Origin of the sequence: Oerskovia paurometabola, from assembly GCF_016907365.1 — a bacterium.
In the GTDB taxonomy this organism is placed as follows: Bacteria; Actinomycetota; Actinomycetes; order Actinomycetales; family Cellulomonadaceae; genus Oerskovia; species Oerskovia paurometabola.
Genome location: NZ_JAFBBV010000001.1, coordinates 1,272,558 through 1,294,413, shown reverse-complemented (window position 1 = coordinate 1,294,413; position 21,856 = coordinate 1,272,558). Strand labels below are relative to the sequence as shown.

Sequence of the window (21,856 nt, the reverse complement as noted above, 5' to 3'; positions counted from 1 at the left end):
ATCGTGCGTGCGGCCGAGCCGCGAGCACGGAAGGTCAGAACTGCTGCTGCCCGTCGGAGAACGTCGCCTCGTCCTCGTCGGCCTCGTAGTAGTCCGCTGTGGAGGGGTCGAAGTCCAGCGGCGAGTCCTTGAGGTTCAGGCCGAGCTCGGCGAGCTTCTCCTTGACCTCGTTGATGGACTTCGCGCCGAAGTTCCGGATGTCCAGCAGGTCTGCCTCGCTGCGAGCGACGAGCTCGCCGACCTGGTGGATGCCCTCGCGCTTGAGGCAGTTGTACGAGCGGATCGTGAGGTTGAGCTCCTCGATCGGGAGCGCGAGGTCCGCAGCGAGCGCGGCGTCCGTCGGGGACGGGCCGATCTCGATGCCCTCGGCCTCGACGTTCAGCTCACGGGCGAGGCCGAAGAGCTCGACGAGCGTCTTGCCGGCCGAGGCCAGCGCGTCGCGCGGGGAGATCGCCTGCTTCGTCTCGACGTCGACGATCAGCTTGTCGAAGTCGGTGCGCTGCTCGACGCGGGTCGCCTCGACCTTGTACGTGACCTTGAGGACCGGCGAGTAGATCGAGTCGACGGGAACACGGCCGATCTCGGCGTCGAAGGACTTGTTCTGGTTCGCGGAGACGTAGCCACGTCCACGCTCGACCGTCAGCTCGATCTCGAGCTTGCCCTTGTCGTTGAGGGTGGCGATGTGCAGGTCCGGGTTGTGGACCTCCACACCCGCCGGCGGGACGATGTCCGCGGCGGTGACCGCGCCAGCACCCTGCTTGCGCAGGTACATCACGACCGGCTCGTCGTTCTCCGAGGAGACCACGAGGTTCTTGATGTTGAGGATGATCTCGGTGACGTCTTCCTTGACACCGGCAACGGTGGTGAACTCGTGGAGGACACCGTCGATGCGGATCGAGGTCACTGCAGCGCCCGGGATGGACGAGAGCAGGGTGCGACGAAGCGAGTTGCCGAGGGTGTAGCCGAAGCCAGGCTCGAGCGGCTCGATGGAGAAGCGCGAACGGTTCTCCGAGATGACCTCTTCGGTCAGGGTGGGGCGCTGTGCGATCAGCACTGGTGTGTTCCTTTCGGTGTGCGTCCGCTATATGACGCATCACGGGCAACGCGTGCTCCTGGACGGGACTCTGTCCACCCGTCCAGGGTGCTGCGCCCGTCGTCGCGCCGGCCGGCAGGACCGGGGGCGACGCGACGACGAGCGGAGCAGAGGATCAGACGCGGCGACGCTTCGGGGGGCGGCAGCCGTTGTGAGCCTGAGGCGTGACGTCCTGGATCGAGCCGACCTCGAGGCCCGTCGCGGTGAGCGAACGGATCGCGGTCTCACGGCCGGAGCCGGGGCCCTTGACGAAGACGTCGACCTTCTTGACGCCGTGCTCCTGGGCGCGGCGGGCCGCGGACTCAGCAGCGAGCTGCGCGGCGAACGGGGTCGACTTGCGCGAGCCCTTGAAGCCGACGTGCCCGGCCGAGGCCCAGGCGATGACGGCACCGGTCGGGTCGGTGATCGACACGATCGTGTTGTTGAACGTGCTCTTGATGTGCGCCTGGCCGTGGGGGACGTTCTTCTTGTCCTTGCGGCGCGGCTTGCGGGCCGCGGTGGCGCGAGTCTTGGGAGGCATTTCTGGATCTTCTCCTGGTCTGAGGTGTTCGGACCGGGTCGGCGTGCGCCGCGCGGGTGAGCTCGAGGCTCAGGCGTGCTGCACGCGTTCCACGGACTACTGCTTAGCGGGCCTTCTTCTTGCCGGCCACGGTGCGCTTGGGTCCCTTGCGGGTACGCGCGTTGGTCTTGGTGCGCTGCCCGCGGACGGGCAGGCCACGGCGGTGACGCAGGCCCTCGTAGCAGCCGATCTCGACCTTGCGGCGAATGTCAGCAGCCACCTCACGGCGGAGGTCACCCTCGAGCTTGTAGTTGCCCTCGAGGTAGTCACGCAGCGCGACGAGCTCGGTGTCACCGAGGTCCTTCACGCGAACGTCCGGGGAGATCCCGGTGGCGGCCAGCGTCTGCTGGGCGCGGGTACGGCCGACGCCGTAGATGTAGGTGAGCGCGATCTCGAGCCGCTTCTCGCGGGGGAGGTCGACGCCGACAAGACGTGCCATGTGCCTTCCGGCTCCTGTTACTTCGTTCGGAGGTCTACCGCACCATCTTCCCGCGGAGCTGCGGGCCCCGGCCTCCGAGCCGGGGGTTCCCCTCAGTGGGCCTGTGCGGCCCGACCGTGAGGTTCGTGGTGGTGCGCTGGTTGGCACCCGAGGGTGCCGGCGATCGGTCCGCTCTCGCGGACCTGGATCACCGTGCGCCGGAGCGCCGGGGACTCAGCCCTGGCGCTGCTTGTGGCGCAGGTTCTCGCAGATCACCATGACGCGACCGTGCCGGCGGATCACCTTGCACTTGTCGCAGATCTTCTTGACGCTGGGCTTGACCTTCATCAGTCTGTTCCTCCGCCGCCGCACGCACGCGCGGGCGAACCCAGGCCTGCGGCAGCAGTTGTTTCGAGTGGTGGATTCTTGACGACTACTTGTAGCGGTAGACGATCCGGCCACGGGACAGGTCGTACGGGCTCAGCTCCACCACCACTCGGTCCTCGGGGAGGATCCGGATGTAGTGCTGTCGCATCTTGCCCGAGATGTGAGCCAGAACCTTGTGCCCGTTGGCCAGCTCCACGCGGAACATCGCGTTCGGCAGGGCCTCGACCACGCTGCCCTCGATCTCGATGACACCGTCCTTCTTTGCCATATCCTCCGCTAACTCTCGTCCGAACTGCTTCCCACGCACCCGTGCTCTACGAGGACCGGTGAGTGGACGTCGTGTGCATTCCGCCCTGCTGCCCGGTCGGTTGAACTCGAACAGGGAACGCGGACTACACCCAGCGGACTATCCTACGGCATTGATCCAGGAGAAGGAACCGGAGCCACTGTGCTGCCGGACACGTGGACGCCAGACGACCTCGTCGGCCCTCGCTGCGCGGACGTGAGGAGATCTGCGGGGGCCGCGCGGGAGCCCGCACGACGCGCCAGGCCCCTCCTGAACGGGGCCTGAGGGCCCGACGGCCGTGCTACCGCTCCCCCGGCACGTCGACGGCCCGTCCCCTGCCTGATGAGGCAAGGAACGGGCCGGTCGCCGAGGGCGAGGCTCAGACGTCGAGGGGGGCGACCGTCACGCCGAGCTCGGCGAGCTTTGCTGCGCCGCCGTCCGGGGCCGTCAGGACCCAGATGCCGTCCTCGAGGATCGCGACGCTGTGCTCCCAGTGCGCGGCACGCGCACCATCGTCGGTCACGACCGTCCAGTCGTCCTCGAGCACCTGCGTGAACCGCTCGCCACGGGTCACCATGGGCTCGATCGCCAGGCACATGCCCGGCTTGAGCCGTGGCCCACGCTCGCGTGTGCGGTAGTTCAGGACGTCCGGCGGCTGGTGCATCGACGTCCCGATGCCGTGCCCCACGTACTCCTCGATGATCCCGTACGGGACGCCGTCCGCCGCTGCCGACGACTCGATCGAGTCCTCGACCGCGTTGCCGACGTCCCCCAGGCGCTCCCCGGTCGCCAGGGCGGCGATGCCGGCCCAGAGCGCCCGCTCGGTCGCCTCGACGAGCGCGACGTCCGCCGGGTCTGCGTCGGGCAGGACGAACGAGAACGCGGAGTCCCCGTGCCATCCGTCGACGATCGCACCGCAGTCCACCGACACCACGTCGCCCGGGAGCAGCTCGCGCGTCCCCGGGATGCCGTGCACGACCTCGTCGTTCACGGACACGCACAGCGTCGCTGGGTAGCCGTGATAGCCGAGGAACGACGGCGTCGCGCCGGCGTCACCGATCACGGCCGCAGCCAGCGCGTCCAGGTCCGCGGTCGTCATGCCCGGACGCACCGCCGAGCGGACCGTGGCGAGCGCGTCAGCGACCACCAGCCCCGCCCGGCGCATCGTGCGCACCTGGTCGACCGTCTTGTACTCGATCTTCTCGCGACCGAACACTTCGCGTACCTACCGTCCCCGGGTCAGCCGACGAGAGGCGCGAGCGCCTCGACGAGACGCGCGGTCACGTCGTCGATCTCACCGATGCCGTCGACCTGGGCCAGCAGGCCCCGCTCGGCGTAGGCGGACGTGAGCGGAGCGGTCTGCTCGGCGTAGATGTCGAGACGGCGGGCGATCGCCTCCTCGGTGTCGTCCTCGCGCCCCTCGATCTCCGCACGCTTGCGCAGGCGGGCGAGGAGCTCGTCGCGGTCCGCGGTGAGCTCGAGGACGGCGTCCAGCTCGACGCCGAGGTCCGCGAGGATCCCGTCGAGCTCGACGACCTGGGCCGCGTTGCGCGGGTAGCCGTCGAGGATGAAGCCGCGCGCGACGTCGTCCTGCGCGAGGCGGTCACGGACCATGTCGTTCGTCACCGAGTCGGGGACGAGCTCGCCCTTGGCCGTGTACTCCTGCACCAGCTTGCCCAGCTCGGTGCCGCCCTTGATGTTCGCACGGAAGATGTCGCCCGTGGAGATCGCCGGGATGCCGTAGTGCTCCGCCAGACGAGCCGCCTGGGTGCCCTTGCCGGCGCCCTGGGGACCCATGATGATCAGGCGAGCGGAGCCCGTGCTGGAGCGCGGAGCGTCGGAGGTCAACTCTGAGGTCAACGGAGGAACCCTTCGTAGTGACGCTGCTGCAGCTGCGAGTCGATCTGCTTGACCGTCTCGAGGCCGACGCCCACCACGATGAGGATCGAGCTACCACCGAACGGAATGTTGGTGCTCACCCCCAGCAGGACCAGGACGAGCGTCGGGATCAGCGCAACGAGCGCGAGGTAGATGGCACCCGCCGAGGTGATGCGGGTGATGACGTAGTCGAGGTACTCGGCCGTGGGGCGACCGGCCCGGATGCCCGGGATGAAGCCGCCGTACTTCTTCATGTTGTCCGCGACCTCGTCCGGGTTGAACGTGATGGCCGTGTAGAAGAAGCAGAAGAAGACGATGAGCACCACGTAGATCGAGATGTGGATCGGCGAGGCCGGGTCCGCGAGGTACTTCGTGACCCACTGGACCCACCCTGCCGTCGTGTCGCCGAACTGGGCGATGAGGCCGGGGACCGCGAGCAGCGACGACGCGAAGATGACCGGGATGACGCCGGACATGTTGATCTTGATCGGGATGTAGGTGCTCGAGCCGCCGTACATCTTGCGTCCGACCATGCGCTTCGCGTACTGGACCGGCACACGGCGCTGGGACTGCTCGACGAAGACCACCAGGCCGATGACCAGGACGATGACCGCGATCATGATCGTGAAGTTGATCGCACCGTTCGAGCCGCCCGCGATGGACCACAGAGCGACCGGGAAGCTGGCGGCGATCGACGTGAAGATGAGGAGCGACATGCCGTTGCCGACACCGCGCTCGGAGATGAGCTCGCCGAGCCACATGATGAGGCCGGTACCCGCGGTCATGGTGATCACCATGATCGCCGACGTCAGGAAGCTGTTGTCGGGGATCACGGGGACGGGGCAGCCAGGGAAGAGCAGGCCGCTGCGGGCCGTCGTGATGACGGTCGTGGACTGCAGGATGGCGAGGGCGATCGTCAGGTAGCGCGTGTACTGCGTGAGCTTCGCGGTGCCGGACTGGCCCTCCTTGTGCAGCGCCTCGAAGTGAGGGATGACCACGCGGAGCAGCTGCACGATGATGCTCGCGGTGATGTACGGCATGATGCCGAGCGCGAAGATCGAGAGCTGGAGCAGGGCGCCACCACTGAACAGGTTCACCATGCCCAGGAGGTTGTTCTGGCCCTGGGTGTCGATGCACTGCTGGACGTTGGCGTAGTCCACACCAGGGGTCGGGATGAACGAGCCCACACGGAAGATCGCCATGATCGCGATCGTGAACAGCAGCTTGCGCCGCAGGTCAGGTGTCCGGAAAGCCCGGGCGAATGCGCTGAGCACCTATCCTCCTGGCCCGCCGAGGCGGGATGTCGTGTCGCCGGTTGGTCGGCGAGATGTGACGCACCCGGCACGGGACGCCATGGGGCACCTTAGCCGCTGCGCCGCGATGGACGGCAAATTGAGACAACCGGCGATGATTCTACGTTCCCCCGAGCAGCGGCGGCACCGGCAGCCACCCCCAGACGCAGACAGGGCCGACAGCGCATCGCGCTATCGGCCCTGTCCTACGTGTCAGTCCTCCGAGACGGAGCCACCGGCCGCAAGGATCTTGTCCTTGGCGGAAGCCGAGAACGCGTCGACCGCGACCTCGAGCTTGACGGTGACCTCACCCGTGCCGAGCACCTTGACGAGCTCGCCCTTGCGGACGGCTCCCTTGGCGACGAGGTCCTCGACGGTGACGGAGCCACCCTCGGGGTACAGCGCGGAGAGCTTGTCCAGGTTCACGACCTGGTACTCCGTGCGGAACGGGTTCTTGAAGCCACGAAGCTTGGGCAGACGCATGTGCAGCGGCATCTGTCCACCTTCGAAGCGCTCCGGCACCTGGTAACGGGCCTTCTGGCCCTTGGTACCACGGCCGGCCGTCTTACCCTTCGACGCCTCACCACGACCCACGCGGGTCTTGGCCTTCTTGGCGCCGGGGGCGGGACGGAGGTGGTGGACCTTGAGGGTGCCACCAGCGCCGACGGTCTGCTGCGCCTCGGCCTTGGGGGCCTCGGTCGCAGCAGCCTTCTTGGCAGGAGCCTTCTTCTTCGGAGCGTCGGTCGAAGCCTCGACCGCGGTCTCCTTCTTGGCCTTCTCAGCCATGATCACTCGACCTCCTCAACGGCGACGAGGTGCGCCACCGTTGCGACCATGCCGCGGATCTCCGGGCGGTCCTCCTTCACGGCGGTGTCGCCGATCCGCTTGAGGCCCAGAGTGCGCAGCGTGTCGCGCTGATTCTGCTTGCCGCCGATGGCGGACTTCGTCTGGGTCACCTTGAGTCGAGCCATCACGCACCTACCCCAGCTGCGCGTGCACGAAGGAGCGCGGCCGGAGCCACGGCCTCGAGCGGCAGGCCACGACGCGCTGCAACAGCCTCAGGCTGCTCCAGGTTGCGCAGTGCCTCGACCGTCGCGTGCACGATGTTGATCGCGTTGGACGAACCGAGCGACTTGCTCAGGACGTCGTGGATGCCCGCGCACTCCAGCACGGCGCGCACCGGACCACCGGCGATGACACCGGTACCCGGGGCTGCCGGACGCAGGAAGACGACACCGGCGGCTGCCTCACCCTGGATGGGGTGAGGGATGGTGCCCTGGATGCGGGGAACCTTGAAGAAGTTCTTCTTGGCCTCCTCGACACCCTTGGCGATCGCCGCGGGGACTTCCTTCGCCTTGCCGTAGCCGACGCCGACGGTTCCGTCGCCATCGCCCACCACGACGAGCGCGGTGAAGCTGAAGCGGCGGCCACCCTTGACGACCTTGGACACGCGGTTGATGGTGACGACGCGCTCGACGAAGGCGTTCTTCTCGGCGGCGTCACCACGGCGACCGTCACCACGGCGACCGTCGCGACGATCGCCGCCGCGGCCTCCGGAGTTGCGGTCGGTCGACTCGTTGGCGGCACCCGTAGGGGCGCCGGTGTTGCTGCGCTGCCCTGCAGCCATCAGAGAATCCTTTGCTTCCGTACCGTGTACACGGTGGTGGTTTCGGCCATCATCACAGGGACAGACCGCCTTCGCGGGCCCCGTCGGCGACTGCAGCCACCCGGCCGTGGTACTTGTTGCCACCGCGGTCGAAGACGACCGAGTCGACACCAGCGGCCTTGGCACGCTCGGCGACGAGCTCGCCGACCTTGCGGGCCTTCGCGCTCTTGTCGCCGTCGAACGACCGCAGGTCGCCCTCGATGGTCGATGCGGAAGCAACGGTCTGGCCGATCGTGTCGTCCACGATCTGCGCCGTGATGTGGCGCGCAGAACGCGTCACGACGAGGCGGGGACGCGCGGCCGTGCCGGCGATCTTCTTGCGCAGGCGGAGGTGGCGACGCTTGCGCGAAACTGCCTTGCCCTTGCCGAGAACCTTGAGAGCCATCGTTACTTACCAGCCTTTCCGACCTTGCGGCGGACGACCTCGCCGGCGTAACGCACACCCTTGCCCTTGTACGGCTCGGGCTTGCGGATCTTGCGGATGTTCGCAGCGACCTCGCCGACCTGCTGCTTGTCGATGCCCGAGACCGAGAACTTGGTCGGGGACTCGACAGCGAAGGTGATGCCGGCCGGTGCGGAGATCACGACGGGGTGGCTGAAACCGAGAGCGAACTCCAGGTCAGTGCCCTTCGCGGTCACGCGGTAACCGGTACCGACGATCTCGAGCTTCTTCTCGTAGCCCTGGGTGACACCGGTCACCAGGTTCGCGAGAAGGGTGCGGGTCAGGCCGTGCAGAGCGCGCGATGCACGCTCGTCGTTCGGGCGCGTCACCACGAGGGTGTCAGCGTCCTGGGAGACCTCGATGGGGGCGGGGATGGTGTGCTCCAGGGACCCCTTCGGGCCCTTGACCGTCACCAGCGCGCCGCTGATCGTGACATCCACTCCGGCGGGAACCGGAACGGGGATCTTGCCGATACGAGACATGGCGTATCTCTCCTTTCCGATTACCAGACGTAGGCGAGGACTTCTCCGCCCACGCCCTTCTTGGCTGCCTGACGGTCGGTCAGGAGGCCGGAGGACGTGGACAGGATCGCCACGCCGAGGCCACCGAGAACCTTGGGCAGGTTGGTCGACTTCGCGTACACACGCAGACCGGGCTTCGACACGCGGCGCACACCGGCAAGGGAGCGCTCACGGTTCGGGCCGAACTTCAGCTGGATCGTGAGGTACTTGCCCACGGGCGCGTCCTCGACGGTCCAGCCGGAGATGTAGCCCTCGGCCTGCAGGATTTCAGCAATGTGCGACTTCAGCTTCGAGAACGGCATCTGAACCGTCTCGTGGTAAGCCGAGTTCGCGTTACGCAGACGGGTCAGCATGTCTGCGATCGGGTCGGTCATCGTCATTGGGCTTCAGCCCTTCCTCGCCGGGGTATCTGGCCGGCTCCCCGAGGGGAACCGTGCCAGACCTGCGACGTAGTTGTTACCAGCTGCTCTTGGTGACGCCGGGAAGCTCGCCACGGTGTGCCATCTCGCGGACGCAGATACGGCACAGGCCGAACTTGCGGTACACGGAGTGCGGGCGACCGCACTTCTGGCAGCGAGTGTAGGCGCGGACCGCGAACTTAGGCTTTGCGGCTGCCTTGTTGACCAGGGCCTTCTTCGCCATGTCAGTTCTCCTTGAAGGGGAAGCCGAGACGGCGCAGCAGGGAGCGGCCCTCGTCGTCGGTCGTCGCCGTCGTCACGATCGTGATGTCCATACCGCGGACGCGATCGATCTTGTCCTGGTCGATCTCGTGGAACATCGACTGCTCCGTGAGACCGAAGGTGTAGTTGCCGTGGCCGTCGAACTGCTTGGCCGAGAGTCCGCGGAAGTCGCGGATACGGGGCAGAGCGATGGACAGCAGGCGGTCGAGGAACTCCCACATGCGGTCGCCGCGCAGCGTGACGTGCGCGCCGATCGGCATGCCCTCACGCAGCTTGAACTGAGCGATGGACTTGCGGGCCTTGGTGACCTGCGGCTTCTGGCCGGTGATGGCCGAGAGGTCGCGGATGGCACCCTCGATGAGCTTCGAGTCCTTGGCCGCGTCGCCGACACCCATGTTGACGACGATCTTCGTCAGTCGTGCAACCTGGTTGACGTTCTCGTGGCCGAACTCCTCGAGGAGGCCGGCGACGATCTCGTCGCGGTAGCGCTGCTTGAGACGCGCGATCTCAGGGGCTTGCAGTTCAGTGCTCATCAGATGTCCTTACCGGAACGCTTGGCGACGCGCACGCGAACCTTGCGCGTACGGCCGTCACGCTCGACCTCTTCGGTGCGGTACCCGACGCGGGTGCCCTTCTTGGTCTCCGGGTCGACGACCATCACGTTGCTCACGTGGATCGGCGCCTCGACGACCTCGATGCCACCGGTACGCGTCCCACGCTGGGACTGACCCACCTTGGTGTGCTTCGTGACGCGGTTGATGCCCTCGACGATCACGCGGTCGGAGTCCGTGAGGACCTCGAGCACGCGACCCTGCTGGGTGCGGTCCTTGCCAGAGATGACGACCACCAGGTCGCCCTTCTTGATCTTCGCCATGTTCAGAGCACCTCCGGAGCCAGCGAGATGATCTTCATGAACCGCTTGTCACGCAGCTCGCGGCCCACGGGACCGAAGATGCGCGTACCACGGGGCTCGCCGTCGTTCTTGAGGATCACGGCCGCGTTCTCGTCAAACTTGATGTAGGAACCGTCCGGACGACGGCGCTCCTTGGCGGTGCGTACGACGACCGCCTTGACGACGTCGCCCTTCTTCACGTTGCCACCGGGGATAGCGTCCTTGACGGTTGCGACGATGACGTCGCCGATTCCGGCGTAGCGACGGCCCGAACCGCCGAGAACACGGATGCAGAGAATCTCCTTGGCACCCGTGTTGTCGGCGACGCGAAGTCGCGACTCCTGCTGGATCATGTAGTGAACTCCTGTCGTCGAGCCGGTTCTCGCAGAGCGAGCCTTGCCGAACGGATAGCTGTCAGTGCCGGGTCCCTCGCGGGTGAACCGGCCAGGTGCGGCGGGGTCTCGCCGCCCTGTCTACTGGTTGCCGCACCTTGGTGCGGCCGAGACCGGTCGTGACGGGCGGGACCCCGCCCGTCACGACCTGTTAGGCACAGGGCCTACTTGGCCTTCTCGAGGATCTCCACCAGGCGCCACCGCTTGGTCGCGGACAGCGGGCGGGTCTCCATGATAAGGACGAGGTCTCCGACACCAGCAGCGTTCTGCTCGTCGTGGACCTTGACCTTGCTCGTGCGTCGGATGACCTTGCCGTAGAGCGGGTGCTTGACCCGGTCCTCGACCTCGATCACGACGGTCTTGTCCATCTTGTCGCTCACCACGTAGCCGCGCCGCGTCTTGCGGTTGGCGCGCTGCTCAGCGGCCGTCTCGGTCACCGGTGCGGCGTTCGTTGCGTTCTCGCTCATTCCAGCCTCACTCACTCACGCTCGGTGCGGTACGGATACCGAGCTCGCGCTCGCGGAGGATCGTGTAGATCCGCGCGATGTCGCGGCGCACGGCCTTCAGGCGACCGTGGCTCTCCAGCTGGCCGGTGGCCGACTGGAAGCGGAGGTTGAAAAGCTCCTCCTTGGCCTTCTTCAGCTCGGCGACGAGCTTCTCGTCGTCGAACGTGTCAAGCTCGCTCGAAGCCAGTTCCTTGGTTCCGATAGCCATCAGTTGCCACCACCCTCGCGCACCACGAAACGGCACTTCATCGGGAGCTTGTGGATCGCGCGGCGCATGGCCTCGCGAGCCAGGGGCTCCGGGACACCGGCCAGCTCGAAGACGATGCGGCCGGGCTTGACGTTGGCGATCCACCACTCGGGCGAACCCTTACCAGAACCCATGCGGGTCTCCGCCGGCTTCTTGGTCAGCGGGCGGTCCGGGTAGATGTTGATCCAGACCTTTCCGCCTCGCTTGATGTGGCGGGTCATCGCGATACGAGCAGCCTCGATCTGGCGGTTCGTGACGTACGCAGGCTCGAGAGCCTGGATGCCGAACTCGCCGAACGCGATCTGGTTGCCACCCTTCGAGGCGCCGGAGCGCGAGGGGTGGTGCTGCTTACGGTGCTTCAGCCTGCGCGGGATCAGCATGCTCAGGCCTCCGTTCCGGACTCAGGAGCCTTCTCGGCGACAGGTGCCTCCGCCCCTGCAGCTGCAGGTGCCTCGGACTGTGCCGGACGCTCGTTGCGACGGCCGGCGCCACGACGGTCTCCGCCACGGTCAGGACGGTCGCCACCGCGGGGGCCACCACGGCCCTGGCGGGGAGCGGCGGTCGCCTGCTGCGCAGCGAACTCCTTCTCGGTCATGTCGCCCTTGTAGATCCACACCTTGACGCCGATACGGCCGAAGGTGGTGCGGGCCTCGAAGAAGCCGTAGTCGATGTTCGCGCGGAGCGTGTGCAGCGGCACACGGCCTTCGCGGTAGAACTCCGAACGGCTCATCTCGGCGCCACCGAGGCGGCCCGAGCACTGGACACGGATGCCCTTGGCCCCGGCGCGCTGCGCGGACTGCATGCCCTTGCGCATCGCACGGCGGAAGGACACACGGCTCGCAAGCTGCTCGGCGATCCCCTGGGCCACGAGCTGAGCATCGATCTCAGCGTTCTTGACCTCGAGGATGTTGAGCTGGACCTGCTTGCCCGTGAGCTTCTCGAGCTCGCCGCGGATGCGGTCTGCCTCTGCGCCACGGCGGCCGATGACGATACCCGGGCGTGCCGTGTGGATGTCCACACGCACACGGTCACGGGTGCGCTCGATCTCGACCTTGGAGATGCCGGCACGCTCGAGGCCGGTGGCCATGAGCTTGCGGATCTGCACGTCCTCGCGGACGTAGTCGCGGTACCGCTGTCCGGGCTTGGTGCTGTCGGCGAACCACCGCGACCGGTGGTCGGTGGTGATGCCGAGGCGGTACCCGTGCGGGTGAACCTTCTGTCCCACTATCGGGCCCTTCCCTTCGTGTCTTCGCGCGGAACGAGAACCACGGTGATGTGGCTCGTCCGCTTGAGGATCTGGCTCGCGCGCCCCTGAGCGCGAGGCCGGAACCGCTTGAGGGTCGGGCCCTCGTCCACGAACGCCTGGGCAACGACGAGCTCCTGCTCGTCGAATGCCACGCTCGCGCGGTCGGCCTTCACCCGTGCGTTCGCGATCGCGCTCTCCACGACCTTGCGGATCGGCTCACTCGCGGCCTGCGGTGCGAACTTCAGCACCGCGACGGCCTCGGTGGCCTGCTTGCCACGGATGAGGTCCACGACGCGCCGGGCCTTCTGGGGCGTGACACGGACGAACCGCGCCTGCGCCTTGGCTTCCATTGCTGTCCTGCCTTCTTGTCTCGTCATGACGTTCGGAGTCGTCGTCTCGTGATCTGCGTCTGCACGCAGATCAGCGACGACGGCCCTTCTTGTCGTCCTTCACGTGGCCGCGGAAGGTCCGGGTGGGTGCGAACTCGCCGAGCTTGTGGCCAACCATCGACTCGGTGACGAACACCGGAGTGTGCTTGCGCCCGTCGTGCACGGCAAAAGTGTGACCGAGGAAGTCGGGCGTGATGACCGACCGACGGGACCAGGTCTTGATGACGTTCTTGGTCCCCTTCTCGTTCTGGACGTCCACCTTCTTCTGAAGGTGTCCATCCACGAAGGGGCCCTTCTTCAGGCTGCGTGGCATCTGTCAGGCTCCTATCAGCGCTTCTTGCCGGTACGGCGACGACGCACGATCAGCTTGTCGCTCGGCTTGTTGGGACGGCGGGTACGACCTTCGGCCTGGCCCCAGGGGCTGACCGGGTGACGTCCACCGGAGGTCTTGCCTTCACCACCACCGTGAGGGTGGTCGATCGGGTTCATGGCGACACCACGGACGGAGGGGCGCTTGCCCTTCCAACGCATACGGCCGGCCTTGCCCCAGTTGATGTTCGACTGCTCGGCGTTGCCCACCTCGCCGACCGTCGCGCGGCAGCGCAGGTCGACGTTGCGGATCTCACCGGAAGGCATACGCAGCTGGGCGTAGGGGCCGTCCTTGGCGACGAGCTGCACGGAGGCACCAGCCGAACGGGCGATCTTCGCGCCGCCACCGGGCTTGAGCTCGATGGCGTGGATGACCGTACCGGTCGGGATGTTGCGCAACGGCAGGTTGTTGCCGGGCTTGATGTCAGCGCCGGCGCCGTTCTCGATGACGTCGCCCTGCTTCAGCTTGTTCGGCGCGATGATGTAGCGCTTCTCGCCGTCCGCGTAGTGCAGGAGCGCGATGCGTGCCGTGCGGTTGGGGTCGTACTCGATGTGAGCGACCTTCGCGGGCACGCCGTCCTTGTCGTGGCGACGGAAGTCGATGACGCGGTATGCGCGCTTGTGGCCACCACCCTTGTGACGGGTGGTGATGCGACCGGTGCTGTTGCGGCCACCGCTCTTGGTGAGCGGACGGACCAGCGACTTCTCCGGCTGCGAGCGCGTGATCTCGACGAAGTCGGCAACGCTCGAGCCGCGGCGGCCGGGCGTCGTCGGCTTGTACTTACGGATTCCCATGGGGATCTGTCCTCAATCTGCTCTCGTCCGGCCTCAGCCGACCGGCCCGCCGAAGATGTCGATCGTGCCCTCGCGGAGGGTGACGATCGCACGCTTGGTGTCCTTGCGCTTGCCCAGTCCGAAACGCGTCCGCCGGGTCTTGCCCTTGCGGTTGATCGTGTTCACGGAGGCAACCTTGACCGAGAAGATCTGCTCGACGGCAATCTTGATCTCGGTCTTGTTGGCCCGCGGGTCCACGAGGAAGGTGTACTTACCCTCGTCGAGGAGCCCGTAGCTCTTCTCGGAGACCACCGGCGCGAGCAGGATGTCGCGGGGGTCCTTCGTCACGGCGGTCACTTCGCGGCCTCCTCGGCCTCGTCAGCTGCTTCCGACTCGGACGCGACGGCCTTGACCGAAGAGCCCGTGGCGGGTCCGGCGAGGAACGCAGCGAGTGCGCCCTCGGTGAAGACCACGTCGTCGGAGACGAGCACGTCGTAGGTGTTCAGCTGGTCAGCGACCAGGAGGTGCACCTGCTCCGCGTTGCGGAGGGACTTGCTCGTCAGCTCGTCGCCACGCTCCAGCACCACGAGCACGTGCTTGCGGGGAGAGAGGTTGGCGAGCGAGTTGATCGCGGCCTTGGTCGACGGCTGGCCGTCGATCCCGAAACCGGTCACGACGTGGACACGGCCGGCACGAGCCCGGTCGGACAGGGCGCCGCGCAGGGCAGCAGCCTTCATCTTCTTGGGGGTGCGCTGGCTGTAGTCGCGCGGCGTCGGGCCGTGAACGACCCCACCGCCGGCGAACTGAGGAGCACGGGTCGAACCCTGACGGGCGCGGCCGGTGCCCTTCTGCTTGTACGGCTTGCGTCCACCACCGCGGACCTCGCCGCGGCTCTTGGTGTCGTGCGTGCCCTGACGGGCTGCAGCGAGCTGCGCGACGACAACCTGGTGGATCAGCGGGACGTTCGTCTGGACGTCGAACACCTCGGCGGGAAGGTCGGCGGTGCCGGCCTTCTTGCCCGTGGCGTCGAGGACGTCAACAGTGAGAGCTGCCATGAGTGTCATGCTCCCTTCACGGCGCTACGCACGAGGACGACGCCGCCCTTGGGGCCGGGCACTGCGCCCTTGACGAGCAGCAGACCCTTCTCTGCGTCGACCGCGTGGACGGTCAGGTTCTGCGTGGTCTGACGGTCGAAGCCCATCCGACCGGCCATGCGCACGCCCTTGAAGACTCGCGACGGGGTCGAGGCCCCACCGATCGAACCAGGCTTGCGGTGGTTGCGGTGCGCACCGTGGGAGGCACCCACGCCGTGGAAGCCGTGACGCTTCATGACACCGGCGGTGCCCTTGCCCTTGGTGGTGCCCACGACGTCGACCTTCGCGCCGGCCTCGAAGGCCTCCGCGGTGATCTCCTGGCCGAGGGTGTACTCACCGGCATCGGTGGTGCGGATCTCGGTCACGTGACGGCGCGGCGTGACGCCGGCCTTCTCGAAGTGGCCCTTGAGGGGCTTCGTGACCTTGCGCGGGTCGATCTGGCCTGCGGCCAGCTGGACCGCGGCGTAACCGTCGGTGTCCGCGGTGCGGACCTGGGTCACGACGTTCGTGCCCACGGCGACGACCGTGACGGGGACCAGGCGGCCTGCCTCGTCCCAGAGCTGGGTCATGCCGAGCTTCGTGCCGAGCACGGCCGTGACGGGCCGCTCGTTCTGCTGGGGCGTAGTCATGTTGTCCTCCCGCCTCAGAGCTTGATCTCGATGTTCACGTCCGCAGGCAGGTCGAGACGCATGAGCGAGTCGACGGCCTTCGGCGTGGGATCGATGATGTCGATAAGCCGCTTGTGCGTGCGCATCTCGAAGTGCTCGCGGCTGTCCTTGTACTTGTGAGGCGACCGGATGACGCAGAAGACGTTCTTCTCCGTCGGCAGCGGCACCGGGCCCACGACCGTTGCACCAGCGCGGGTGACAGTGTCGACGATCTTGCGCGCCGAGCTGTCAATCACCTCGTGGTCGTAGGACTTGAGCCGGATGCGGATCTTCTGTCCCGCCATGGCGTCGTCTGACTCTCTCTCTCGAACCGCTAGCTGTCCGACCCCCGCGCTCGGGCGTGTCGCCTATCGCGACCTACCGAGCGCACGCACCGAGAACGGTGCAGGGCCGTTGGATATGTGAACCGCTGACACATCGGGCCAGCTTCTGGCGCCCGACGGCGTCACAGCCGTTCACAACGTTGTCGAGCCTGTGCAGAACCTGAGCTCCGCGGGGTCCTCGATCTGTGTCGACAGAGAGTTCAACCCGCGGCAACCTCGGAACACCGAGGTCCGCATGCTTAGCGGTTCAACACACTGTTCGACACATGAAAGAGCGCACCCGTAACAGGCAACCTGAACAGTCTGCCACAGGGAACCGTGGAAGACCAATCGTCGTGCACGAGACATCGACCACCGGGGCCGACCTCGTGCGACGACCGACGTGCTCACGCGTCGAGCGGGCACGTCGTCCATCCAGGGTAACCTCCCCGGGCGCTCTCGCCGAACTGTGTGACCAGGCGCACCGTCCTCGGACGACCACCGCATCGAACGGCGCGGCGTGCTGCCGCGGCCGGTACGTCCCTGACCAGCAAAGATGCTGCGCGGGTGCTTCCGGGCGGGGCACCACCCCGACGACACATCTCGCCGATCCGGATCCTCGGATCGGTCACGCACCGCCTGCACGACCCTTCGGACCGACCGGTGATCGAGCCGACGACCGTTCGGGGGGGACCGCGCACGCCTCTCCCCTCCCCCGGGACGCCCAACGGCGGCGGCGCCGCCCACTGGCGCAAACCGCCCACCGGCGGCGCCGCGAGCCGCGAGCCGCGCGACGTTCCGTGCGGATCGACGTGCGCCCCGCTGGCGCTGCGGTGCGGTCGCGGCCCCGGCAGCCGGCGCACCCTTGGCAGGGCCTCCCGTCGCCTGCCCCGGCAGCGCGCAGACGTCGACAGCCCCCGCTGCCCCGGACTCCCCTGGGTACGCCGAAGGGCCCGGGTACCTTGCGGTACCCGGGCCCTTCGGTCAATCCTTCCCGGAACCCCCGAGCGCGAGGCTCAGGAGCCGGGGTGGATCAGGAGATCAGAAGATCACTTGATGATCTTCGTGACACGGCCCGATCCGACCGTACGGCCGCCCTCACGGATGGCGAAGCCGAGGCCCTCCTCCATGGCGATCGGCTGGATCAGCTCGACCGTCATCTCGGTGTTGTCGCCGGGCATGACCATCTCGGTGCCCTCGGGCAGCGTGATGACGCCGGTGACGTCCGTGGTACGGAAGTAGAACTGCGGGCGGTAGTTCGAGAAGAACGGGTTGTGACGCCCACCCTCGTCCTTGCCCAGGATGTAGACCTGAGCCTCGAAGTCGGTGTGCGGGGTGATCGAACCCGGCTTGACGACGACCTGGCCGCGCTCGACGTCCTCGCGCTTGATGCCGCGGAGCAGCAGACCGGTGTTGTCGCCGGCCTGAGCCTCGTCCATCTGCTTGTGGAACGTCTCGATACCCGTGACCGTGGTCTTCTGCGGGTTGCGGATGCCGACGATCTCGACCTCCGAGTTGACCGCGAGGGTGCCGCGCTCGACCTTGCCGGTGACGACGGTTCCACGACCGGTGATCGTGAAGACGTCCTCGACGGGCATGAGGAAGGGCTTGTCGAGCTCACGGACGGGCTCGGGGACGTTCTCGTCCACGGCCTCCATGAGCGCCTCGACGGACTTGACCCACTCGGGGTCGCCCTCGAGAGCCTTCAGACCGGAGACGCGGACCACGGGGGCCTCGTCACCGTCGAAGCCCTGCGAGGAGAGGAGCTCGCGCACCTCCATCTCGACGAGCTCGAGGATTTCCTCGTCCTCGACCATGTCGGACTTGTTCAGCGCGACCAGCAGGTAGGGGACACCCACCTGGCGGGCGAGCAGAACGTGCTCACGCGTCTGAGCCATCGGGCCGTCGGTGGCGGCGACCACGAGGATCGCGCCGTCCATCTGAGCAGCACCGGTGATCATGTTCTTGATGTAGTCGGCGTGACCGGGAGCGTCGACGTGAGCGTAGTGACGCTTCTCCGTCTCGTACTCGATGTGCGCGATGTTGATCGTGATACCGCGCTGCTTCTCTTCCGGAGCCTTGTCGATCTCGTCGAACTTGAACTCGGGGTTCACGTCCGGGTACTTGTCGTGCAGCACCTTGGAGATCGCTGCCGTCAGCGTGGTCTTACCGTGGTCGACGTGACCGATGGTTCCGACGTTGACGTGCGGCTTGGTCCGCTCGAACTTGGCCTTCGCCACTGGGGTCCTCCTGGGACTTGGGTAGTTGTGCCGAACGATGCAGATGCGCAAGACATCTGCGGGGCGTGCGGGTCGCTACAGGTTGATGGTTGTTACAGGGTCTTCGACCTGTGGGGACTCACTCGCCCCGGGTCTTCTTGATGATCTCTTCGGCAACGTTCCGAGGGACCTCGGCGTAGCTGTCGAATGACATCGAGTACACAGCGCGACCCTGGGTCTTCGACCGCAGGTCACCGATGTACCCGAACATCTCGGACAACGGTACTTGAGCACGGACGACCTTGACACCCGTCGCGTCCTCCATGGACTGGATCATGCCGCGACGAGAGTTGAGGTCACCGATCACGTCGCCCATGTACTCCTCGGGCGTACGCACCTCGACCGCCATGACCGGCTCCAGCAGAACCGGGTCCGCCCGCTTGACGCCCTCCTTGAGGACCATCGAGCCGGCAATCTTGAACGCCATCTCCGAAGAGTCGACATCATGGTACGCGCCGTCGATGAGCGTAGCCTTCACGCCCACGAGCGGGAAGCCGGCGAGGACGCCCAGCTGGAGGGCGGCCTGGATACCGGCGTCGACCGACGGGATGTACTCACGCGGGATGCGACCACCGGTGACGGCGTTCTTGAACTCGTAGAGCTCGCCGCCCTCGGTCAGGTCGAGAGGCTCGAAGGTGACCTGCACCTTGGCGAACTGACCCGAACCACCGGTCTGCTTCTTGTGCGTGTAGTCGATCTTCTCCGCGGTACGGCGGATGGTCTCGCGGTACGCGACCTGCGGCTTGCCGACGTTGGCCTCGACGTTGAACTCGCGACGCATGCGGTCGACGAGGATGTCGAGGTGGAGCTCGCCCATACCGCCGATGACGGTCTGGCCGGTCTCCTCGTCGAGCTTGACGCGGAAGGTCGGGTCCTCCTCGGCGAGCTTCTGGATGGCGACCGAGAGCTTCTCCTGGTCGGCCTTCGTCTTGGGCTCGATGGCCACGTCGATGACGGGCTCCGGGAAGGTCATCGACTCGAGGACCACGGGGTTCGCGATGTCACACAGGGTGTCACCGGTCGTCGTGTCCTTGAGGCCGATGAACGCGTAGATGTGCCCGGCGCTGCCGAGCTCGACCGCGTTCTCCTTGTTGGAGTGCATCTGGAAGATCTTGCCCAGACGCTCCTTCTTGCCCTTGGTCGCGTTGAGCACCTGGGTGCCCGGCGTGACCTGGCCGGAGTAGACGCGGACGTACGTCAGCTTGCCGAAGAACGGGTGCGAGGCGACCTTGAACGCGAGGGCCGAGAACGGCTCCGTGGCGTCGGGGTGGCGCTCGACGATCTTCTCCTCGTCCTTGACGTCGTGGCCGTTGATGGCCGGGACGTCGAGGGGCGACGGCAGGTAGTCGATGACCGCGTCGAGCATGGGCTGGACGCCCTTGTTCTTGAACGCGGAGCCGCAGAGCACCGGGAAGGCCTCGCCCGAGACGGTGAGCTTGCGGATCGCGGACTTGATCTCCGCGAGCGTCAGCTCTTCGCCGTTGAGGTACTTCTCGAGGAGCTCCTCGTCGGCCTCGGCGACGTTCTCGATGAGGTCGGCACGGTACTGCTGCGCCTTCTCCAGGAGGTCCGCGGGGATCTCCTCGATCTCGTACGCCTCGCCCATCTTCGTCTCGCCGCGCCACACGAGTGCGCGCATCTCGAGCAGGTCGACGACGCCCGTGAAGTCGCTCTCGGAGCCGATCGGCAGCTGGATGACCAGCGGCTTGGCCTTGAGGCGGTTCACGATGGTGTCGACCGTGAAGTAGAAGTCCGCGCCGAGCTTGTCCATCTTGTTGACGAAGCAGATGCGCGGGACGTTGTACTTGTCGGCCTGGCGCCAGACGGTCTCGGACTGGGGCTCGACGCCCTCCTTGCCGTCGAAGACAGCGACAGCGCCGTCGAGCACACGCAGGGAGCGCTCGACCTCGACCGTGAAGTCCACGTGGCCAGGGGTGTCGATGATGTTGATCTGGTTCTTGTTCCAGAAGCAGGTCACGGCGGCAGACGTGATCGTGATGCCGCGCTCCTTCTCCTGCTCCATCCAGTCGGTCGTCGATGCGCCGTCGTGCGTCTCACCGATCTTGTAGTTCACCCCGGTGTAGAACAGGATGCGCTCGGTGGTCGTGGTCTTACCGGCATCGATGTGGGCCATGATGCCGATGTTGCGGACCTTGTTCAGGTCGGTCAGCACGTCAAGTGCCACGGGTACTTCCCCTTTGTGTGGGTTGAGTCGGGGGCGCTGCTTCTACCGAAGCCGGCCGGACCCGCCGACGGCCCCGGGGGTGAACCCCCAGGGCCGGTCGGGCGGACTACCAGCGGTAGTGCGCGAAGGCCTTGTTGGACTCGGCCATCTTGTGCATGTCCTCACGACGCTTGACCGCGGCACCGAGGCCGTTGCTCGCGTCGAGGATCTCGTTCATGAGGCGCTCGGTCATGGTCTTCTCGCGACGAGCGCGCGAGTAGTCCGTGAGCCAGCGCAGCGCGAGCGTCGTGGAACGCGTGGGGCGCACCTCGACGGGGACCTGGTAGGTCGCGCCACCGACACGGCGCGAACGGACCTCGAGGGCCGGGCGCACGTTCTCGAGAGCACGCTTGAGGACGACGACGGGGTCACCGTCGGTCTTCGCGCGGACACCCTCGAGGGCACCGTAGACGATCGCCTCGGCGGTCGACTTCTTGCCGTCCAGGAGGACCTTGTTGATGAGCTGGGTGACGACCGGGGAACCGTAGACAGGGTCGACGATGAGCGGCCGCTTCGGGGCGGGGCCCTTACGAGGCATTAGCTCTTCTCCTTCTTGGCACCGTAGCGGCTGCGAGCCTGCTTGCGGTTCTTGACGCCCTGGGTGTCGAGTGCGCCACGGACGATCTTGTAGCGGACACCGGGGAGGTCCTTCACACGACCGCCGCGGACGAGCACGATGGAGTGCTCCTGGAGGTTGTGGCCGACACCGGGGATGTACGCGGTGACCTCGATCTGGGACGAGAGCTTCACGCGTGCGACCTTGCGCAGTGCGGAGTTCGGCTTCTTGGGGGTGGTGGTGTACACACGCGTGCACACACCACGCCGCTGCGGGGAACCCTTGAGGGCGGGAGTCTTGGACTTCCCTGCCTTCGAGGTCCGCCCCTTGCGGACGAGCTGCTGGATCGTAGGCACTACGTCTCCGTGTCTTCTCGAGCTGGACCGGGGTGATCCCCGGCGGTGGTCTCAACGGGCTGTGGGCGCCGACGGCAAACGGCACCTGCGACGCAGAGCGTCGCAATCGCCACGTACCACCGGCTCGATGGTCCGGGCTGGGCTCGCGGACGATCCGAGGATCGTCCGAAGAGCTCAGTCACCGGAATGCTCGCGCACTCACATCGGCACGCTGGAAACGACACAGCGTGCACGACGGCGCGGGCACGGTCTACTACGTTACCTGCCACGTGGCAGGTAGTCAAAGAGACAGGGGGTGATCCCGGCGCGTCCTGCGCGCTGGGACCACCCCCTGTGCTAC

33 protein-coding genes are annotated in these 21,856 nt (G+C 66.7%); all 33 read right to left on the bottom strand.

Going from position 1 to position 21,856, the window contains the following annotated elements; translation table 11 throughout:
* Window positions 1–34: 34 nt before the first annotated feature.
* The 33 genes from JOD48_RS05825 to rpsL all read right to left on the bottom strand — a co-directional run bounded on the left by JOD48_RS05825 (window position 35) and on the right by rpsL (window position 21,516).
* On the bottom strand, window positions 35–1,054 hold the full coding sequence (locus JOD48_RS05825) for a DNA-directed RNA polymerase subunit alpha (protein WP_030151917.1): 1,020 nt from the start codon (window positions 1,052–1,054) through the stop codon (window positions 35–37).
* Window positions 1,055–1,208: 154 nt separating this feature from the next.
* Window positions 1,209–1,613 (bottom strand): 30S ribosomal protein S11, encoded by a 405-nt coding sequence (rpsK, locus tag JOD48_RS05820; protein ID WP_030151918.1) that lies wholly within the window; start codon window positions 1,611–1,613, stop codon window positions 1,209–1,211.
* 103 nt (window positions 1,614–1,716) lie between these two features.
* Window positions 1,717–2,091, bottom strand: coding sequence for a 30S ribosomal protein S13 (rpsM, locus tag JOD48_RS05815; protein WP_030151919.1), 375 nt, complete (start codon window positions 2,089–2,091; stop codon window positions 1,717–1,719).
* A 213-nt stretch (window positions 2,092–2,304) separates the two neighbouring features.
* Window positions 2,305–2,418 carry a 50S ribosomal protein L36 gene (gene rpmJ / locus JOD48_RS05810; protein ID WP_009740505.1) on the bottom strand — a complete coding sequence of 38 codons (114 nt, stop codon included), beginning with the start codon at window positions 2,416–2,418 and terminating at the stop codon, window positions 2,305–2,307.
* Between the two features lie 85 nt (window positions 2,419–2,503).
* Complete coding sequence (infA, locus tag JOD48_RS05805) at window positions 2,504–2,725, bottom strand: translation initiation factor IF-1 (RefSeq protein WP_012867920.1); 222 nt, start codon at window positions 2,723–2,725, stop codon at window positions 2,504–2,506.
* Between the two features lie 397 nt (window positions 2,726–3,122).
* The gene (map, locus tag JOD48_RS05800) at window positions 3,123–3,959 is read right to left on the bottom strand and encodes a type I methionyl aminopeptidase (RefSeq protein WP_191791520.1); all 837 of its coding nucleotides are present in this window, start codon (window positions 3,957–3,959) and stop codon (window positions 3,123–3,125) included.
* A 23-nt stretch (window positions 3,960–3,982) separates the two neighbouring features.
* Entirely contained in the window at window positions 3,983–4,540 is a 558-nt protein-coding gene (locus JOD48_RS05795; RefSeq protein ID WP_191791642.1) for an adenylate kinase, read from the bottom strand.
* A gap of 59 nt (window positions 4,541–4,599) precedes the next feature.
* Window positions 4,600–5,895, bottom strand: a complete 1,296-nt coding sequence (secY, locus tag JOD48_RS05790; protein ID WP_191791521.1) for a preprotein translocase subunit SecY — start codon at window positions 5,893–5,895, stop codon at window positions 4,600–4,602.
* Window positions 5,896–6,126: 231 nt separating this feature from the next.
* Window positions 6,127–6,699 (bottom strand): 50S ribosomal protein L15, encoded by a 573-nt coding sequence (gene rplO, locus JOD48_RS05785; protein ID WP_138825543.1) that lies wholly within the window; start codon window positions 6,697–6,699, stop codon window positions 6,127–6,129.
* A gap of 2 nt (window positions 6,700–6,701) precedes the next feature.
* Window positions 6,702–6,884 carry a 50S ribosomal protein L30 gene (rpmD, locus tag JOD48_RS05780; protein ID WP_030151924.1) on the bottom strand — a complete coding sequence of 61 codons (183 nt, stop codon included), beginning with the start codon at window positions 6,882–6,884 and terminating at the stop codon, window positions 6,702–6,704.
* On the bottom strand, window positions 6,884–7,540 hold the full coding sequence (gene rpsE, locus JOD48_RS05775) for a 30S ribosomal protein S5 (RefSeq protein ID WP_191791525.1): 657 nt from the start codon (window positions 7,538–7,540) through the stop codon (window positions 6,884–6,886). Before rpsE ends, rpmD begins: the two co-directional genes overlap by 1 nt.
* A gap of 52 nt (window positions 7,541–7,592) precedes the next feature.
* A complete protein-coding gene (gene rplR, locus JOD48_RS05770; RefSeq protein WP_030151926.1) occupies window positions 7,593–7,964 on the bottom strand; it encodes a 50S ribosomal protein L18 in 372 nt (123 codons plus the stop codon).
* A gap of 2 nt (window positions 7,965–7,966) precedes the next feature.
* Window positions 7,967–8,503: a 50S ribosomal protein L6 gene (rplF, locus tag JOD48_RS05765; protein ID WP_030151927.1), complete on the bottom strand. Its 537-nt coding sequence runs from the start codon at window positions 8,501–8,503 to the stop codon at window positions 7,967–7,969.
* Window positions 8,504–8,523: 20 nt separating this feature from the next.
* Window positions 8,524–8,922: a 30S ribosomal protein S8 gene (gene rpsH / locus JOD48_RS05760; RefSeq protein WP_030151928.1), complete on the bottom strand. Its 399-nt coding sequence runs from the start codon at window positions 8,920–8,922 to the stop codon at window positions 8,524–8,526.
* A 76-nt stretch (window positions 8,923–8,998) separates the two neighbouring features.
* Entirely contained in the window at window positions 8,999–9,184 is a 186-nt protein-coding gene (locus tag JOD48_RS05755; protein ID WP_012867931.1) for a type Z 30S ribosomal protein S14, read from the bottom strand.
* 1 nt (window position 9,185) lies between these two features.
* Window positions 9,186–9,755, bottom strand: coding sequence for a 50S ribosomal protein L5 (gene rplE, locus JOD48_RS05750; protein WP_030151929.1), 570 nt, complete (start codon window positions 9,753–9,755; stop codon window positions 9,186–9,188).
* Window positions 9,755–10,096, bottom strand: coding sequence for a 50S ribosomal protein L24 (rplX, locus tag JOD48_RS05745; protein ID WP_191791527.1), 342 nt, complete (start codon window positions 10,094–10,096; stop codon window positions 9,755–9,757). Before rplX ends, rplE begins: the two co-directional genes overlap by 1 nt.
* 2 nt (window positions 10,097–10,098) lie before the next feature.
* Window positions 10,099–10,467, bottom strand: a complete 369-nt coding sequence (gene rplN, locus JOD48_RS05740) for a 50S ribosomal protein L14 (protein WP_021480431.1) — start codon at window positions 10,465–10,467, stop codon at window positions 10,099–10,101.
* A gap of 203 nt (window positions 10,468–10,670) precedes the next feature.
* Window positions 10,671–10,973 (bottom strand): 30S ribosomal protein S17, encoded by a 303-nt coding sequence (gene rpsQ / locus JOD48_RS05735; RefSeq protein WP_030151931.1) that lies wholly within the window; start codon window positions 10,971–10,973, stop codon window positions 10,671–10,673.
* A gap of 7 nt (window positions 10,974–10,980) precedes the next feature.
* The gene (gene rpmC, locus JOD48_RS05730; protein WP_030151932.1) at window positions 10,981–11,220 is read right to left on the bottom strand and encodes a 50S ribosomal protein L29; all 240 of its coding nucleotides are present in this window, start codon (window positions 11,218–11,220) and stop codon (window positions 10,981–10,983) included.
* A complete protein-coding gene (gene rplP / locus JOD48_RS05725) occupies window positions 11,220–11,639 on the bottom strand; it encodes a 50S ribosomal protein L16 (RefSeq protein ID WP_030151933.1) in 420 nt (139 codons plus the stop codon). Before rplP ends, rpmC begins: the two co-directional genes overlap by 1 nt.
* 2 nt (window positions 11,640–11,641) lie before the next feature.
* On the bottom strand, window positions 11,642–12,484 hold the full coding sequence (rpsC, locus tag JOD48_RS05720) for a 30S ribosomal protein S3 (RefSeq protein WP_030151934.1): 843 nt from the start codon (window positions 12,482–12,484) through the stop codon (window positions 11,642–11,644).
* Complete coding sequence (rplV, locus tag JOD48_RS05715; RefSeq protein WP_030151935.1) at window positions 12,484–12,855, bottom strand: 50S ribosomal protein L22; 372 nt, start codon at window positions 12,853–12,855, stop codon at window positions 12,484–12,486. The genes rpsC and rplV overlap by 1 nt, the downstream gene beginning before the upstream one ends.
* Before the next feature lie 70 nt (window positions 12,856–12,925).
* Entirely contained in the window at window positions 12,926–13,207 is a 282-nt protein-coding gene (gene rpsS / locus JOD48_RS05710) for a 30S ribosomal protein S19 (protein WP_012867940.1), read from the bottom strand.
* A 14-nt stretch (window positions 13,208–13,221) separates the two neighbouring features.
* The gene (gene rplB / locus JOD48_RS05705; protein ID WP_056653766.1) at window positions 13,222–14,058 is read right to left on the bottom strand and encodes a 50S ribosomal protein L2; all 837 of its coding nucleotides are present in this window, start codon (window positions 14,056–14,058) and stop codon (window positions 13,222–13,224) included.
* Window positions 14,059–14,091: 33 nt separating this feature from the next.
* Entirely contained in the window at window positions 14,092–14,394 is a 303-nt protein-coding gene (rplW, locus tag JOD48_RS05700) for a 50S ribosomal protein L23 (RefSeq protein WP_030151937.1), read from the bottom strand.
* Window positions 14,391–15,092, bottom strand: coding sequence for a 50S ribosomal protein L4 (gene rplD / locus JOD48_RS05695; protein ID WP_191791528.1), 702 nt, complete (start codon window positions 15,090–15,092; stop codon window positions 14,391–14,393). The genes rplW and rplD overlap by 4 nt, the downstream gene beginning before the upstream one ends.
* Window positions 15,093–15,097: 5 nt before the next feature.
* Window positions 15,098–15,760: a 50S ribosomal protein L3 gene (rplC, locus tag JOD48_RS05690; RefSeq protein WP_191791530.1), complete on the bottom strand. Its 663-nt coding sequence runs from the start codon at window positions 15,758–15,760 to the stop codon at window positions 15,098–15,100.
* Window positions 15,761–15,774: 14 nt separating this feature from the next.
* Entirely contained in the window at window positions 15,775–16,083 is a 309-nt protein-coding gene (gene rpsJ, locus JOD48_RS05685) for a 30S ribosomal protein S10 (RefSeq protein ID WP_012867945.1), read from the bottom strand.
* Between the two features lie 1,067 nt (window positions 16,084–17,150).
* Window positions 17,151–18,341, bottom strand: coding sequence for an elongation factor Tu (gene tuf, locus JOD48_RS05680; protein WP_138825549.1), 1,191 nt, complete (start codon window positions 18,339–18,341; stop codon window positions 17,151–17,153).
* Between the two features lie 118 nt (window positions 18,342–18,459).
* Window positions 18,460–20,565: an elongation factor G gene (gene fusA / locus JOD48_RS05675; protein ID WP_191791532.1), complete on the bottom strand. Its 2,106-nt coding sequence runs from the start codon at window positions 20,563–20,565 to the stop codon at window positions 18,460–18,462.
* Window positions 20,566–20,671: 106 nt separating this feature from the next.
* On the bottom strand, window positions 20,672–21,142 hold the full coding sequence (gene rpsG, locus JOD48_RS05670) for a 30S ribosomal protein S7 (protein WP_030151942.1): 471 nt from the start codon (window positions 21,140–21,142) through the stop codon (window positions 20,672–20,674).
* Window positions 21,142–21,516 (bottom strand): 30S ribosomal protein S12, encoded by a 375-nt coding sequence (gene rpsL / locus JOD48_RS05665; RefSeq protein ID WP_030151943.1) that lies wholly within the window; start codon window positions 21,514–21,516, stop codon window positions 21,142–21,144. The genes rpsG and rpsL overlap by 1 nt, the downstream gene beginning before the upstream one ends.
* Window positions 21,517–21,856 lie beyond the last annotated feature (340 nt).